The organism is Planktothrix prolifica NIVA-CYA 540, from assembly GCF_963864145.1.
GTDB lineage: Bacteria > Cyanobacteriota > Cyanobacteriia > Cyanobacteriales > Microcoleaceae > Planktothrix > Planktothrix agardhii.
The window spans coordinates 1,684,846-1,701,329 of sequence record NZ_CAWLTW010000001.1 but is presented as its reverse complement, the minus strand read 5'-3'; the positions used below and the strand labels follow the sequence as shown (position 1 = coordinate 1,701,329).

The following is a 16,484-nucleotide window of genomic DNA, read 5'->3' as shown; positions in this document are numbered from 1 at the left end:
AATAACTTAGAACTGTAAAAAGGAGCATAATTGTATGTCAACGGTTCAAGATTTAACCATTATTTCTCCTTGGAAAGCCGAACTCGTTAAAGATATTTTTCCCGGACAGTCTGACCTTTCCGCAGATCAGTTGACAAATTTTAACAATACCCTCTATTTCCAAGCTGATCAAACTGGATCTTGTTATTATTCCTATTCAGCCAAGGAACAGTTGTGGAAAAGTGATGGCACAGAAGCAGATACTAATTTAGTTAAAGATCAAGGTTTATCCTCTCACGGTTCTTCAGCCTTGAAAGTAGATAACAACACCCTATATTTTCAAGTCATCAATCTAGATCCTAGCACAATGACCTCAAGCTTGCAGTTGTGGAAAACTGATGGCACAGATACAGGAGTTCAGTTAGTTAAAGACTTGGGAAGTTACTGGAATATCAGGAATTTTACTCCCATTGAGAACAGCCTTTATTTTACTACAGTAGGCTCCTCCTATGATGAGAATCAGTTATGGAAAACAGATGGTACAGAAGCGGGAACAACCTTAGTTAAAGATTTCGGCCATACTATATCTAATTTCAGAGAAATTAACAACGTTTTGTATTTAGATGTTAATAACGACAAGAACGTTTTGCATATAGATCTTGCTACCATTAACCTTCCCTCTGCGTTTCAGTTGTGGAAAACCGATGGTACAGAAGCAGGAATAACCTTGGTTAAAGACTTTGGTGATTCAATATTTTGTGATACTTCTGAAAATAACACAGCCATTATCAATAATACCTTATACTTTGAAGTGAATAGTCAATATTCGCCAGAGGTTCCCGTAAATTATCAACTCTGGCAAAGTGATGGAACTAATACGGGAACAACTGTCGTTAAAGATTTTGGCAACATCAGAGATATTAATAAATTTTGGGGAGAAGTCAACAATACTTTTTACTTTTCAGTATCCGTCTCCCCCTCAGAAAATAACAATAAAACAACCTATGAATTATGGAAAAGTGATGGCACAAATGCCGGAACAACCTTAGTTCAAGACTTAGGAAATTATTCTCCAGATTACTTAACAACAGTCAACAATACCTTGTATTTTTTTCGGAATGATTATGACTCTCTTACCAAGATATCCAACAATCAGTTATGGAAAATAGATGGAAATAATGGCAATATTAGTTTAATCAAAGATGTGGGAGATTTATCAATTGAGGACTGGGAAACTATTGACAATAACTTGTATTTTCAAATATCAAAATACGACGATAATACCAAGATATCAACGGCTCAGTTGTGGAAAACTGATGGTACAGAAATCGGGACAACATTAGTCAAAGATTTTCCTAATACCAGTTTCCCTATTAACAACGAAAAATTACAATCCATCAATAACATCCTTTATTTTCAATTAACTGATCCAACTTATGGTAAAGAATTGTGGATGAGTAATGGTACAGAAACAGGTACAATGATGGTAGCAGATATTAACCCAGGAAAAGGAAGTTCTAATCCTTCCATTCCCGTTGATGTGAATAATACACTTTATTTACTCGCTGATGATGGCATACATGGCAATGAATTATGGAAATTAACCCCGACCCAATTAGGAAGTGATGTTAGGAGTTTAGCTATGAGTAATCTCAAGTTAATGTCTGAAGTAATCAGCACTTATCAATTGCCAAATTTTTCTAATTCTAGCAATGGTTTCTAATTTTGTTCAAAATTCGTTTACCATTTTTAGAGGAACTCTTTTTTAATTAGGTTAAATTCTCTCCATGGCTGATATTGTTGATATTGCTGTAAGTGCGGGTTCATTTACAACCCTGGTAGCCGCTGTTCAAGCCGCAGGTTTAGTGGAAGCATTAAAAAGTCCTGGCCCTTTTACTGTGTTTGCACCCAATGACGAAGCGTTTGCAAAACTTCCCCCTGGAACAGTACAAACCTTAGTTCAAAATCCACCGCAGTTAGCTAGAATTCTAAAATTTCATGTCGTTTCGGGTAAACTAACGAAAGCCGATTTAGAAAAATTAGGTTCTGTTACTTCTTTGGAAGGTTCACCAATTCCTATTAACTGTTCCGATGGTTTTGAAGTCAAAAATGCCACGGTACTTGCACCAGATATTGAAGCGGATAACGGCATTATTCATGTCATTGATACCGTGATTTTAATGGGTTAATTATTGGGAAAAATAACCCGTAGGGGCGAGGTCTCCTCGCCCAAAACATGGGTATTAAATTAATCAAAAAATCTCTATCAAGATTACTAAATGCTTTATTTGGCAATGCTGTGGTTCCAATTTGTATTCAATGGATTTGTCAGAGAATCGGTAAAAAAAATATAACAATTCTCCCTCATAAATATCAACAATTAACTTTATTTAATTATTCTTAGTGTCTTAGTGCCTTTGTGGTTTATTCAAAAATTCCCCCTAAATCATTATAAACCGAGGGTGTAGAAAATTTAATCGGATAAACATTAAAGAACTAATCCTACACCCCACACCCAACTTAACGATAATCAGAGCATTGAATATCTCTTAATCGTGCTTCAGGACGTTTAAAACGATCTAATTGAGATTCAAAAAATTGACGATTTGCGATCAAATGTTTAGGATTTTGATCATCTAAAGGATACAGTAAAGCCGTGCGTAACGCTTGAATTACCGCAGACGTGACACAATACATTGACCGTTGGAAACTATTCGCCAACTGAATCAACATATCATCCTCTCCTCGACAATGTTTTTGGTAATATTCGACTAAATAATTAGGCAAGAAATGTAACATATCTTGCATTAATAATGTGGGAGGAATTCCGGCTGTCCCAACGGGAAAAATATCAGCATAAAGAATCCCATAATGGAAATCATTTTGATCATCAGGAACTTGCTGGGCTTGAGCATTATAGGATTTAGTTCCTCGGAAGGGAGACGTCCGATAAAACACGGCTTCAACGTAGGGTAATGCCGCCTCATATAACCACATAAACCCCTTAGATTTGGGGATAATTTCATAGCATTTCCCATCAATATAAACATGATGATAAATCGGTCGTCCTGCAATAGCAAAAATCCCATTAACAAGAAAATTCATCGCTTCAGGAACACTGGTAATTTTGCCTTCATCATAGAGATCACTCATTTCAAAAAACACAGGCGCCATCACTTCCCAGAATAGTCCTAAATTACTATAATAGGACATCATTTTGACCTGTTCTAAGAATAAATCAGGGAATAGTTTATATAATCCCATCATCATCGGATTTTTCTTAAAATAGGCTTTAATAGCTTTATCTGCGTTAGTTTTATATTCATCGGTATCTAAATATGGATCAAATTGTCCTCCCATATCTCGATGCCAAAACATTGCTTGCATACAAGCTTCTGCAAATTCCATATTCACTCGATCATGCCATAAATGATGCAATAGTTTTGGCATTTTTACAGTTTCACCCTTTTCTATAAAAGCTAATAATTCCGGGTGTGCTGTTGCTTCTCCTCGCCAAACTCTTAAATCAGCATCATCGCCAGCATAATGATTATGCAAATCTAAATATTCTTGAGGAATGAAGTATTTTAAAAATGGTAAAGGATTTAAAAAAACTTGTTCTGCAATATAAAGTAAATCCCGCCAATAGAAATCCATTGGTACTGCATAGGCTTTATAAATCCCGATAATTTGCATTAAGTTTTCTGGGGTATCGGGTAACATTGCTCCCCCGGCTTCTAAGCGGTGAATAATCTGGGAAAATTCATGGGTTGAGGGAGGTAATTTTGTTTGAGATAAAGTTGCTGTTGTCATGATTTTTTTTGGTTTTAATTGTTGTTAAAAATTGGGATAGGGCGGGTTTAGTTGGGTTGATAGTGGGTTCAGAAAGATTGATTTTAACTTGATTTTAACCCGCCTCTACGGGTTTATTATTTAATAGCGACTTGGGTAGGAACCGATTGATTTAAGGCAATAACCATGGCTTGGGCGGTGGGTTCCATCCATCGAAATAACCAAGTAGGTTGTATCCCCAGAATGAAAATAAATGCGGCTAAAATTAATGCGGGAGCTTGTTCTGAGAAGGTAACTTTGGGATAATAAGCTAATTTATTATCCAGTTTACCAAAACAAGTTCGGTTGAGGAGAATCACGAAATAAACAGCCGTTAAACCGGAGGCAATAATACACAATAAACTGTGAACTGGGAAGACGGAAAATGTGCCTTGGAAGACGGGAAACTCGGCGACAAATCCCACTAAACCGGGGATACCAGCACTCGCCATTCCTGCCATAATTAATAAAGCACTGGTTAAGGGTAAACCGCGAACCGGGTTCATTAAACCATTCAGAATATTTAAGTCCCTGGTTCCGACTTTTTCTTCTACAATTCCGACTAATTGAAATAGAATAGCCAAGATTAAACCGTGGGCTACCATTTGAGCAATTGCCCCAATTAAACTTAATTCATTCGCAGCCGCAGCCGCCACTAAAATATAACCTACATGACCAATCGAACTATAGGCTACCATGCGTTTAATATCCTGTTGAGCAATAGCGGTTAAAGCTCCATATAACACACTAATTACCCCAATTGTTGCCAGGGTAGGGCTAACAATATGCCAAGCTTCAGGAAACAGTTGTAAACCAAAACGAATTAAACCATAGGCTCCTAATTTTGCTAAAATTCCGCCCAATAAAATTGTCACGGGGGGAGAAGATTCGACATAGGCATCGGGTAACCAAGTATGCAGGGGAACTAGGGGAATTTTGATCCCAAATCCTAATAGTAAAACCGTGAGTAAAATTAACTGAGTCGTTAATTCAAAGTTCTGAGTTTGAATGGCAGAATAATCAAAACTTCCGGCATCACTTAACCACGCCATACCTAAAAATCCGGCTAGAATTAGAATCCCAGAAAGGGCGGTATAAATCAGAAATTTCATCCCTGCATAGGCACGTTTTTCACCACCCCAGATGCTAATTAAAAGATAAATGGGGATTAATTCTAATTCATAGAATAAAACAAACAGGAGTAAGTTTTGAGATAAAAAGGCTCCAGCAATTGCCGCATTCACTAATAAAATCATGGAGTAATAGAGGCGAGGACGCTCCAAATTTTTGTGACTACTGGCAATGACAATAAAGGTTAAAACCCCGCTTAAACCGATTAAGGGAAAGGATAAACCATCTATTCCTAAACTATAGGATAGTCCTAATTGGGGAATCCAAGCTAAATATTCTTGCAATTGGAAATTAGGATTGGTTAAATCAAAATCAAAGCTGAGTTTTATTGTCCAAATTAAAATCACACCTGTGATTGCTAAAGCAATGGAACGAACTTGAGAAGCCGACAATTGTTTAGGTAAGAGTCCAATTAATAGAACTGCCAAAACTGGAATAATAATTAAAGCACTCAACATAGGTTTATGGTTTTAATATCAGGGGTAATCTCAGCGATATTCAAGTTAACCAAAAATTTAGTTTCCAAACTTTATTAATCATAACTTACCAGGCTTTGAAACAGGTAACATTCTAATATTTAAAGTTTGGATAATGGCAATAGAAATTATTTATTACACTCTCAGTAATTTTTTGGATAAAATTTCTATTTCCACACAAATTTTAGGCAATTATCTTGACTTCTCCGGTCTCTAATTTATAAAAACCGCCGACGACATTTAATTTTTCATCGGCAATTAATTTAGCAATAACCGGAGAAGATTTTAACCGTTTTATTTCCAGTTTCACATTAGCAATAACCGCTTCATCCCAAGTTGGGTCGCCTTTAATTGCCGGTTTAATTGCATCAATGATACTACCAATTTTACCAGGTACAGCATTTCCTTCCAGGGTGGCTTTAACCGCTCCACATTTTTGATGCCCCAGAATTATGATAGTTTTAATTCCTAATTCTAAAGCTCCAAATTCCAGACTACCCATTTCTTCGGTGGTAACCACATTCCCCGCATTACGAACCACAAAAATATCGCCCAAACCTTGATCAAAAATAATTTCTGGTGCTACTCTGGAATCAGCACACCCCAAAATAGCTGCAAAAGGTTTTTGACCTTCGGCAACTTCTTTGATGCGTTCTCGATGTTGGTTAGGATGTTTCTGTTTATGTTCCATAAACCGTTTGTTTCCTAAGATTAATCTTTCCAAAGCTACTTCACTGGTTATTTCTTTGGGTTCACAACTAGAAGTTTCTCCGAGAGTTTTCTTTTTTTCTTGGTCTAAAAATTTCGTTGTTATTCCCGCCGTGAACAAGGCCGTTCCCGCAATGCAAACACCATATTGTAATAAATGTCTGCGGGTATAATTGGGTGTATTGTAATCTTGGTTCATGTTGTTTTACCTGGTTAATGCTATGGAGTTAAAACTATCTCAAGCAAGTTTATCCCAGATTCATGGCAAAATGAGCCTGATTATAAACTTGCTGAAGGTAGCTTTAAGCCACAACTTTTATCATTCCGGTTTCTAAGTTATAGTAGCCTCCTGCTATTTTTAATTTCCCGTCTTTAATTAATTGAGAAATAACTGGAGAAGCCTGTAAACTACTAATTCCTAATTTGACATTAGCAATAGTCGATTCTTCTAAAGTTTGATTAGGCTTGATCGCCGGTTTAATTGCATCTAAAATACTGGCAATTTGACCGGGAACTGCATTGCCAGCAATAGTGGCTTTGACCGCCCCGCAACTTTGATGCCCAATCACCATAAGGACTTTTGCCCCTAACACTAATGTTCCAAATTCAAGACTACCAATTTCTTCTGGAGTAGCAATATTTCCGGCATTTCTAACTACGAATAAATCTCCAAAACCTCGGTCAAAAATAATTTCCGCAGGCACACGGGAATCTGCACAACTGAGAATAGCTGCAAAGGGGGCTTGTCCTTTGGCAACTTCTTGAACTCTGGTCATAGTTTGATTAGGACTTTTTCGTTTATTTTCGATAAACCGTTGGTTTCCTTCTAACAGTTGTTTTAAGGCTTCTTCGGGGGTAATATTGTTCTGGGCAACGGCGGGTTGAGATTTGAACAAACTTACTTTTGTTCCTAGCCCGGCAGTTAAAGCCGCAGTTCCCGCTACTCCTGCACCAAATTTTAATAAATTCCGACGGGAGATGGTTAAGTTTTGTTGAGTTTTGTCCATGACTTTTTCACCTTGAGTTGATAGATAATTAATCCTTTGGATGGATTATAGACGAAAATTGGGAAATCTTTTAAAACAAATTCAGCGTAAAAAATCCTAAAAGTAAAGTCACTCCCAAGATAATTGTCAAAGCATAAAACTGGGTTTGGCCAGAAACGTTGTATTTTAAACTTTGTCCACTAAAAACCGTTGCTATTCCGACTAGGTTGACAAATCCGTCAACAATATAGCGGTCAATCCAATACATTGTATTAGAGATTAATCCAACTACAAAAATAATCGTGACTCGATACAGTTTTGCGGTGTAAAAATCATAAGCAAAGAAGTCTTGTACTGCTTGAGATGGCAGTTTAACAGGTTTTTGCCAATTACTATTCCAATAAATCATAGCACCGAGTCCCCATCCTAAAACCGTCGAGGTAATTAATAAACCTGCAACCGTTAGATTAATATTTTCTCCTTGGGGTAATAAATTCCATTGTTTTAATAACAAGGGAATATGCAGACAAAATCCCGCTAAAATTGTCATAGGTAATACCATCGCCCATAAACCTTCAGGGGAACGAGTGGTCATTTGTTTGGGTTTTCCGCTAAAAATCAACCCAAATTCACGAGTTAAACTAAAGACAGTTAAACCATTTACTAAAAATAGGCAAAGTGCAATAGCTGGTTGAGTGTTCCAGAGGGTTTCTGCTAACTCTAATATTGTCCAAAAACCGCCAAAGGGAGGAACAGCAACTAAGGCGATAATTCCGACTAAAAAACACAATCCCGATATCGGACGCCGTGACCATAAACCGCCATATTGGGTTAAATCTTGGGTGACATTATTACTAATAATTCCCCCTGTAGTCATAACTAATAATGCCATCGGCAAAGTATAGGTGAATAATAGAGAAAGAGCCACTTGAGTTTGCCCGGTTCCAACGGCAATAAATGTGATGCCCATATAGGCACTAACGGAATAGGAAAGGGCGCGTTTAATATCAATTTGAGCAATAGCAATACAACTGGCTCCCACTGATGTTGCTAACCCAATAAATACCATAGTTGACATTACTAAAGGAGACAAGGCTAAAACTGGCTGCATTTTGACTAACACCCAAGCTCCAGAGGCAACGACAACAGAATTGCGTAAAATTGTACTGGGAAGGGGGCCTTCCATCGCTTCATCTAACCATAAATGTAAGGGAAATTGGGCGCATTTTCCTAGTGGCCCCGCCAGTAATGCTAACCCTAATAGAGTGGCAACTTTGGGGTCAAGTTGGGCTGTTTGTGACCATTGGGCTAACTCCGTAAAATTCCAAGTTCCGGCGAGAGGAAATAGGGCGACCACTCCCATTAATAGGAATAAGTCTCCGACCCGTTTGGTTAAAAAGGCATCTCTAGCCCCGGTGACAACCAAGGGTTGGTTAAACCATAATCCTACCAATAAATAAGTTCCTAATGTGAGGATTTCCAGAATAATGTAACTGTAGAACAGGGAATTACACAGGACTAACCCACATAACCCGGCTTCAAATAGGGCTAATAAGGAATAAAAACGTGCCCAACCCCAATCCATCTCCATGTAACCGACGGCGTAAATTTTGGCTAGGAGATTTAACCCAGTAATTACTAAGGTGGCTGCAACAGTGATAACAGAGATTTCTAGGGGAATATCAAGGTTGAGATTAACGATACTAAACCAAGGAATGATTAACTGTTGAGGAGGTTGACCCCAAATTTCTGTTAGGGCAAATAACCCATGCAAAAAGGCGAATAAGGTGGTAATTATATTGACATATCCGGCTGGACGGGGGCCAGTGCGTCGAATAATGGAGGGAAACCAGAGGGTAGATAACAAAGCTCCGATTAATGGGTAGCAGGGTATCCACCATAAGGTTTTTAGGAAAAAATCAGCCATTGGTGTGACCTATTGATCAGTTTGCAGAAAGATGAAAATGGAGAATCACCTAGGGGCAAAATCTTACCCCAAGAGCTTTGTAGCTTTCTGAAGTCCCATTGACTTAGGAAAGTTACATAGACTTTTGACTGTTGAATATAAACATACCATAGATATTAGTATATGAATAGATCGAAAAGCATATCAATATAACAGATATATTTAATAAATATCATAGGTTTTGCTTATATCTAAGCCGATCCTCCCCCTTTTCTTTAACACTTGACACTTTCTTACTAAAAATGCTATTTTGGAATGTGATTTAGTAATTTCGGGAGGGATTATGGCAGTCACTAACTCCATTGATATCTCAACCCTCTATGCTCGCCTCCATCAGATGGGATTGAGCAAAAATTTTGTGCGCGAGAATGGGCTTCCTGAATGGTGGACGGAAGAATGTGAAACCCTTCCCGATGCAACCCTTACAGCGGCTGCCTATATCTCCCGGCGCTTCAATCTCGAATTTCAGTCATTAATTACCCCTGAATCTCAGCCAACTTTTCAACAATCCACCAAAACCTGTTACAAAAAAGTTGATCATCCTGTTGTACCAGAAATCAGTATTGCCAGTCATTTAGGGCGACGAGTTGCGGAACTTGTTGTTAAAACATATACAAAAGAGTATCAACCTATTGCCGGGATAACGGCTTATCAGATTAGGGAAGAAATTATCAACCTAGGAAAAGTTGTTAATCTCGAAAGCTTATTAAATTTCTGTGGTAAATATGGTATGCCCGTTTTTCACTTTGCTAGGTTTCCCAAAACCGTTAAAAAGTTTTCTGGTATGGTGACAGATTGCATCTCTAAACCTGTCGTGGTGATTAGTTTGCAAGATTTGTCTCCTAGTCGTCTTGCCTTCATTTTAGCCCATGAATTGGGTCATATTGCCCTCAATCACCTAGAAGCAGGAGAAACCATCAACGATGAGGAAATCAAGCTTGATGATGTGCAAAACGATAACGAATGTGCAGCCAATGAATTTGCGATTGAATTGTTACTTGGAAAATCTGACCAAGTATATTATTTCCCTCAATATATGAAAGCTGAAAGCCTTGCTTTAAGTGCTTGTGAAAAAGCCAAGCGTGATCATAACGATCCCGGGGCGATCGCCTGGAATTACGGCTGGTATAAAAAGAGTCACTTTGGGGTGGCAAGAAAAGCAGTTAATCTAATTGAAAAGAATGAAAACGCCCCTGAAATAATCAATCAGCAATTGAGTCAATTGTTAGACTGGGATTGTTTAAGTGAAGACAATCAAGAATATTTAGCTCTAGCACTTAAACTAGATCGGGATCAAGTAGGAGGGTAGACCTGTTTGTTAGTTTGTTTTTTAGATAACGACATCATCCTAAAACTAGCAGCATACGACCTGTTTGCAGAAGTGATCGCTGCTTTGGATTTGACCTGGCAGGACTTGCGGGTTTTGAATACGGCTATCTACAGTATGCAAGCAAAAAATAAGGCTAAATACTATTCCCCAGAAGGTATACAGAGGGCAATCTCTATTGTCGAGAAATGCCAAACTGTGCAAACCCAACCAACGGATGAATTTCAATTGCTGCTGAGGATTGACGAAATAGATGAAGGCGAAGCATCACTCATCGCCGCCACAGCAACCGAGTCGGCTTTTTGGTTAATGACTGGTGATAAGCGTTGCTTAAAAGCATTAGCAAGTGATCAGAGTATTGCATCAATTCATCAACGCCTAGTAGGTCGTACTATCTGTCTTGAACAAATTTTGCTGAAGCTAATCTCAATTAATGGAATTGATTGGGTTCGACACAGGGTCTCAGTTGCCCCAGACTGTGACAAAGCAATTAGAAATTCCTTTGGATTGTCAACTCCTGCGGATGAAACCAGCGTCAAAGAAGCGTTAAATAGCTACATTAAGCATTTGGAAAAGCAATCACAAGGGTTATTAGCAAATCTAACCTAGGAGGCTATTCCTCTCGTTTATTCTTGGCTCTATAACGGCGAATAGCAGCGTTCATTAAGTTAATTTGCTCTGCATGAAATGAGGGAGGCATTAAATTATGAATGGTATGATCCAATCCATCGTGCATAACGTCTGTGGGCAATGTGGAATGATCCAGTCCAAGTGTATGTCCGATTTCATGGGCAATAGTATTGGCAATTAAGTTAGACAAGTGATTAACACTAAGGTTGGCATCGTAAGAAGCATAAAATACTTGGTCAATACGAATAATTGCACGGTCTGTAACCATTCCTGACAGAAAACTAGCCACTCCTAGATAGTTAACAGGTTGGTTGTCAGCAAATATATAGACGTGAGTAAAATCTTCTCCCCACTCTTTAGGGTCGGGGATATCTGAAGTCAAAAATACGTTGACACTTCTCAAAGCACCATAGAGTTTTGAAAAGGCATCTATAAAAAGAGTAGTGATCCCATCCCTATTTTCCGGTGCGACATCCATTCCCGACACATCTATCCAAATGCAACGACGAAACTCGTGATCTGGGTTTGTGAGAGTTCGCCCGCAAGAAGGGCAAAACTCCCACTGAGGCTGAATCCGAGATCGACACCCTGGACATCGGGGTTTAGATGGCCTAGTCAGGTCAATACGCTGGGAAAGGGGAAGTTTAAGCTGGCGATTGTGTTTGGTTAGATCCAGGCGATCATACAGAGACATTTACTTAGAATGGGGATTTTTTATGATCATAAATTTTTTTGAGCTAATTTCAGCTAATGTCCTTGCCGAAAAATATAGGATATTTCGCTGCATCAACATCCGTCAGAGAGACGGATGCTGATTAGATTAACATTCAGTTGATTTTCTTTTGGCACTCAGCGAATAGTTAGCCATAGGATTTAACAATTTCCACTAAACCGTTCACACTAACACCGTTGCCAATTGCAGCCAATTTCCAATCATCGTTGTGCTTGTATAATTCAGCCATGAGCATTCCGGTCATACCTTTGTACTCAGATCCCGATAGGTTATACCGAGCCAGTTCTTGATTGTTGGACATATTAACTAAGCGCACAAAGGCATTTTTTACCTGTCCGAAATCTTGTTTGCGAGCTATACAATCGTAGATATTAACCGTGAAAATCAGTTTTGTAATCTGTGATGGTATTAGAGATAAATCCACAATGATTTGTTCATCATCTCCCTCTCCTGCACCCGTGAGATTATCGCCTAGATGGGTAATTGCTCCTGAACGGTGGTTGAGATTGCCAAAGTAAACGACATTAGCTATATCATTGACTTTGCCATCAGCATCTAAACAGATTATGGAGGCATCGAGATCGTAGTCTGGGCTATTGGTGAAAGCACCAAATAAACCACCACCCGTTTTTTTGACCACATCCCAGCCTAGTCCGCAAATCAGTTTTTTGAGTCCTGGTGCTTCTTTAGAAAGCGAGATCCGTTGCCCTTTTTGTAAATTAATTCCCATTGGTTTTGCCTTTTAGCTATAGCGATCAAGTAATGTTTGTAAACCGCCTTGATAACCTGCTCCCACTGCATTCAGACGCCACTCTCCGTCTTTACGGTAGAGTTCAGCCATAATTAACGCAGTCTCAATTGAATAGTCTTCAACCAGGTCATAACGGACAACTTCTTGTTTTGTCTCGGCATTTACGATCCGCACAAAAGCATTTTGCACTTGTCCAAAGTTCTGATGCCGTTGTTGTGCTTCGTGGATCGTCACAGTCACAATAATTTTTTGGATGTCAGCAGGGATTTTTTTGAGGTTGATTTTGATAACTTCATCATCACCTTCACCCACACCCGTAAGGTTATCTCCGGTATGCTGAACCGATTGATCAGGGTCGGGACTGGTGAGATTGTTGTAAAAAATAAAGTGATTATCTGAAATCAGTTTTTCATTGGCACCCAGCAAAAACAAGGATGAGTCTAGGTCAAAGTCGGAACCTGTGTCTGTAACTTTAACGTCCCATCCTAGTCCTACGAATACCTCGGATAATCCCGGTGCGATCTTGTCGAGAGATACGCGCTGCCCTTTGGTAAGTGAAACTCCCATGATTCAGTTTTCCTCTGTATTAGATTAGTTATAAATAAGACTATATACGGAATTATAGATGCCCTAGGCTGTATAAGTCAAGATCGTTTAAAATACAAAAAACTCAGCGCCTGATGGGACTCTTACAGAGTAATTATAAAAGTAAAAATCTTTTGATAGTAGTAGTTAGAGGTGCTATAGTCTGCAAAAAAATACCACTGTGGATCAATAAGATTTAATTTTTCAGGATTTGGATAAATTCTTTTAATATTTGTTCATAGCGATCGCCCGCAACTTCACTAACATCATTATGATCAGCCCCTTCTACCCAAAAGGACAATTTAGGAGTATTTACGGCGGCAAATAATCGTTGTCCATGACTAAAAGGAATCACTTGATCAACTGTTCCATGAATCACTAAAACCGGAGCTTTAATCAAAGGAATTTTGCTGAGATTGGGAAACTTATCAAAAGGATATAAAGGCAAGTCTATTTTCACCCGAAAGGTGCTAACAAATGCACTCTCAAGAACCAAACCCGCCACAGGTTTACGAGATGCCAAATCAACCGATGGCCCCCCACCGACTGAACGACCATAAACAATAATCTGATTCGGAGGAATTTTTAACTGTTGTGTGAGATAATTATAAGCAGTATCAATGGCTTGATAAGTACCTAGTTCTGATGGTTCTCCTTGACTCATGCCATAACCGGGATAATCATAGGAAAAAACCGCAAATCCCATCTGACGAAGTAATTCTAATACAACGCGAATATCTCCTAAATCTTCCGCATTGCCATGACTATAAAGAATAGTATATTTAGCTTTAGGATTTGGTAAATATAAGGCTGTGATATTTACACCCGGCTCTGTTTTCAGGGTTAGGAATTCTGGAGTCAGTTGATAGCTAGAAGGTTGAGGGATAAAAATTAAGCGTTCTGAATAGAAATATGCCCAAACCCCAACAGCTACATACAAAATTATCAGAAAACGGATCATGCGTTTTAGGGAAAAGTCACCAATAATAAAGCGTTTGATCAAAGTCTGGCGGTTGATCATGTTATTTACAAGGTAAAGCTGTTTTTATTCTAATTTTGTAGTTTAATAGATTTGGTGAACAATTAATAGAGTTAACAAATTGTAAGGAATCACTATGGCAGACTATCCTGATGATCTCAGATATACAAATGAGCATGAATATGTCAGAATGGAGGGCAACATTGCCACCATTGGTATTACTAGCTTTGCTGTACATGAACTAGGAGATATCGTTTTTGTAGAACTACCGAAGCAGGATACTTGGTTTGAGAAAGGGGCAGAGTATGGAACGCTTGAATCTGTGAAAGCCGTTGCAGAATTCTATGCACCGATCAGTGGGAAAGTGATTGAATGCAATACTACCGTTGAAGATTCCCCTGAAATTATATGTGATGATCCCTATGGAGAAGGATGGTTAATCAAAGTTCAAGTTGATAATCTGAGTGATTTAGATGATATCTTATCCGCAGAACAATATCAAGCCTTAGTTGAAGGCGTTGAATAGAGGGTTTTGGGTTTTAGGTATGTTCAAAATCTTGATTACAAAAGATCTATGACCGATTCATCTATTTCAGTTCCAGAAAACATTACCTTTGAGCAAGGTATAGAAATTACCCAACTGTTGTTAAATAAACTAGAAGAAAACTCGTTATCGGAGGCTGAAATTGAAAAAGTGATCACGGAGTTAGTCAAAACTCAGAATGGAGCTAGGGGATTTTTTGTAACCTACTTAACCGATGCTCGTTCTTGTTTTGATCAGCCCATTGTTTCTCTGATTCAAGCCTTAGAAACTTCGCCGGAAATTGTGTCAGACTTACTGGTTAAAAATGTGGCGATGTCTGCAACAATGGTTATCTATCATCATCGACATAATAACCTAGAAATGCAGGAAAGTTCACAACGGGTTGTTCAACGTTCTTCTAATTTAATTCAACAGTTGAATTTTTCCCTTTTGCGATCGCGGCTTCAACAACTATTCAACAGTGTTCAAACCGGAGCAGGAAGCTATCAAGATTTCCTAGAACGTTGGAAATATGATTCAGAACAACTGGCGGCTATAGTCAAGATTTTAGAACGCTTATTATAGTCATTCTAAATCCAAAAACAAGGAATAGTAATTAAACTCTACCTCTCCTTACTTTCGGAGAGGGGAGAATAATTTTTCATTCAATTAAAGTTACCAAAAATCATCTTATGAATTCTCATCCCTCCCTCAAAACCCTCGGCTGTTTAGGAGATGTTACCCTAGAAGCGGATCAAGTCCGTTTAAAAGGATGGGTAACTTCAATTCAAGGTGAACCCATAGAAGGGTTTAAACTAATTATTGGGGGTCAAGAAATCACCCAATTCAAAATCGAAAAAAACCTGCCTAGTCCCGATGTTTATAAACTATTTCCTACCTTACCTAACGCCAACCAAGCTCGATTTTTAATTTATATTCCCATAGAAGTGATTGCACCGAATCAATTTAATACTTTAGTACAATTAATTCCTTTATTCAAGGGAGAGGAAGGAGAAATTTTATTCAATTTATTAGAATCTAGTCTTCCGGTTCCCGATAAAGAAGATCGGGTAGGAGTGGGAGGAAGTTTTAAATTTGTCGCCTGTGATTTTCTGGGTCATTTTGTGAATAAAGCCCAATTAAAACCCCACGAATCTATTTTAGATGCCGGATGTGGCGTGGGTCGCATGGCCTATTCCCTCGCCTATTATTTAGACGATACCGCCCGTTACGAAGGGTTTGATATTGTTGAAAAATGGATTAACTGGAATCAATCTGTTATTCATGAACATCGACCTAATTTTAACTTTCAATGGGCGAATATTTATAATAAACGCTATAATACAGAAGGAACAATTCAGGTAGAAAATTATGATTTTCCCTATTCCGATGAACAATTTGATTTTGTTTTCTTAACTTCCGTATTTACCCATTTATATGCCAATGCGGTTCAAAATTATCTCAAAGAAGTTTATCGAGTTCTCAAACCAGGAGGACGGTGTTTATGTACATTCTTTTTGTTAAATGAAGAATCAGAAGCTCTAATTAAAGCCGGAAAAAGTTCTCAAAATTTAATCCATGAATTTGAAGACTCATTTTTCTCAAATTTAGAAATTCCCGAAAGTGATATGGGTCATCGAGAAGTATCAGTAACACAGTGGATTGAAGCATTAGGTTTTACAGTTTCCGCAAAATATTATGGGTTATGGTGCGGACGAACTCCCGCCACTAACTACCAGGATATATTAATCTTAAAAAAACCGTAGTAAGCCCTTCAGGGCTTTCTTTATTAATTAATTAATCATCCCAATCCTTCCCATAATCCTTAACCGGATATTGCACCCAAGCATCGCGTAACCATTCACGACCATAATGTTCA

Annotated in this window: 16 protein-coding genes; 7 read left to right on the top strand and 9 right to left on the bottom strand. The window is 38.4% G+C overall.

The features are described 5' to 3' along the window. The first annotated feature begins 34 nt into the window (after positions 1-34). Entirely contained in the window at positions 35-1,702 is a 1,668-nt protein-coding gene (locus AC559H_RS07815) for an ELWxxDGT repeat protein (RefSeq protein ID WP_026794220.1), read from the top strand. A 64-nt stretch (positions 1,703-1,766) separates the two neighbouring features. After that, the gene (locus tag AC559H_RS07810) at positions 1,767-2,168 is read left to right on the top strand and encodes a fasciclin domain-containing protein (protein ID WP_026794219.1); all 402 of its coding nucleotides are present in this window, start codon (positions 1,767-1,769) and stop codon (positions 2,166-2,168) included. Between the two features lie 331 nt (positions 2,169-2,499). Here AC559H_RS07810 and AC559H_RS07805 read toward each other — a convergent pair whose 3' ends face one another. The 5 genes from AC559H_RS07805 to AC559H_RS07785 form a co-directional block, all read right to left on the bottom strand. After that, positions 2,500-3,792 carry a CO2 hydration protein gene (locus tag AC559H_RS07805; protein WP_026794218.1) on the bottom strand — a complete coding sequence of 431 codons (1,293 nt, stop codon included), beginning with the start codon at positions 3,790-3,792 and terminating at the stop codon, positions 2,500-2,502. Between the two features lie 116 nt (positions 3,793-3,908). Next, a complete protein-coding gene (locus AC559H_RS07800) occupies positions 3,909-5,399 on the bottom strand; it encodes an NADH-quinone oxidoreductase subunit M (RefSeq protein ID WP_026794217.1) in 1,491 nt (496 codons plus the stop codon). 202 nt (positions 5,400-5,601) lie between these two features. Further along, on the bottom strand, positions 5,602-6,324 hold the full coding sequence (locus AC559H_RS07795; RefSeq protein WP_026794216.1) for a carbonic anhydrase: 723 nt from the start codon (positions 6,322-6,324) through the stop codon (positions 5,602-5,604). 103 nt (positions 6,325-6,427) lie between these two features. Continuing rightward, positions 6,428-7,132: a carbonic anhydrase gene (locus AC559H_RS07790; RefSeq protein ID WP_026794215.1), complete on the bottom strand. Its 705-nt coding sequence runs from the start codon at positions 7,130-7,132 to the stop codon at positions 6,428-6,430. A 70-nt stretch (positions 7,133-7,202) separates the two neighbouring features. Further along, a complete protein-coding gene (locus AC559H_RS07785) occupies positions 7,203-9,038 on the bottom strand; it encodes an NAD(P)H-quinone oxidoreductase subunit F (protein ID WP_026794214.1) in 1,836 nt (611 codons plus the stop codon). Positions 9,039-9,360: 322 nt separating this feature from the next. Between AC559H_RS07785 and AC559H_RS07780 the strand changes: the two genes are divergently transcribed. Next, positions 9,361-10,386, top strand: coding sequence for an ImmA/IrrE family metallo-endopeptidase (locus tag AC559H_RS07780; protein WP_026794213.1), 1,026 nt, complete (start codon positions 9,361-9,363; stop codon positions 10,384-10,386). Between the two features lie 6 nt (positions 10,387-10,392). Beyond that, entirely contained in the window at positions 10,393-11,013 is a 621-nt protein-coding gene (locus AC559H_RS07775) for a hypothetical protein (protein ID WP_026794212.1), read from the top strand. A 4-nt stretch (positions 11,014-11,017) separates the two neighbouring features. Here AC559H_RS07775 and AC559H_RS07770 read toward each other — a convergent pair whose 3' ends face one another. The 4 genes from AC559H_RS07770 to AC559H_RS07755 all read right to left on the bottom strand — a co-directional run bounded on the left by AC559H_RS07770 (position 11,018) and on the right by AC559H_RS07755 (position 14,124). Continuing rightward, positions 11,018-11,512: a matrixin family metalloprotease gene (locus tag AC559H_RS07770; RefSeq protein WP_202806287.1), complete on the bottom strand. Its 495-nt coding sequence runs from the start codon at positions 11,510-11,512 to the stop codon at positions 11,018-11,020. 382 nt (positions 11,513-11,894) lie between these two features. Further along, on the bottom strand, positions 11,895-12,497 hold the full coding sequence (locus AC559H_RS07765) for a TerD family protein (protein ID WP_026786392.1): 603 nt from the start codon (positions 12,495-12,497) through the stop codon (positions 11,895-11,897). A 12-nt stretch (positions 12,498-12,509) separates the two neighbouring features. Beyond that, entirely contained in the window at positions 12,510-13,085 is a 576-nt protein-coding gene (locus AC559H_RS07760) for a TerD family protein (protein ID WP_026786393.1), read from the bottom strand. A gap of 214 nt (positions 13,086-13,299) precedes the next feature. Further along, the gene (locus AC559H_RS07755; protein WP_036831320.1) at positions 13,300-14,124 is read right to left on the bottom strand and encodes an alpha/beta hydrolase; all 825 of its coding nucleotides are present in this window, start codon (positions 14,122-14,124) and stop codon (positions 13,300-13,302) included. Between the two features lie 94 nt (positions 14,125-14,218). Between AC559H_RS07755 and gcvH the strand changes: the two genes are divergently transcribed. From gcvH to AC559H_RS07740, 3 genes are all read left to right on the top strand, one after another. Beyond that, entirely contained in the window at positions 14,219-14,608 is a 390-nt protein-coding gene (gcvH, locus tag AC559H_RS07750; RefSeq protein ID WP_026794209.1) for a glycine cleavage system protein GcvH, read from the top strand. A 48-nt stretch (positions 14,609-14,656) separates the two neighbouring features. After that, positions 14,657-15,190: a sll1618 family protein gene (locus AC559H_RS07745; protein ID WP_026794208.1), complete on the top strand. Its 534-nt coding sequence runs from the start codon at positions 14,657-14,659 to the stop codon at positions 15,188-15,190. Between the two features lie 107 nt (positions 15,191-15,297). Continuing rightward, positions 15,298-16,371 carry a class I SAM-dependent methyltransferase gene (locus AC559H_RS07740; RefSeq protein WP_026786397.1) on the top strand — a complete coding sequence of 358 codons (1,074 nt, stop codon included), beginning with the start codon at positions 15,298-15,300 and terminating at the stop codon, positions 16,369-16,371. Positions 16,372-16,484 lie beyond the last annotated feature (113 nt).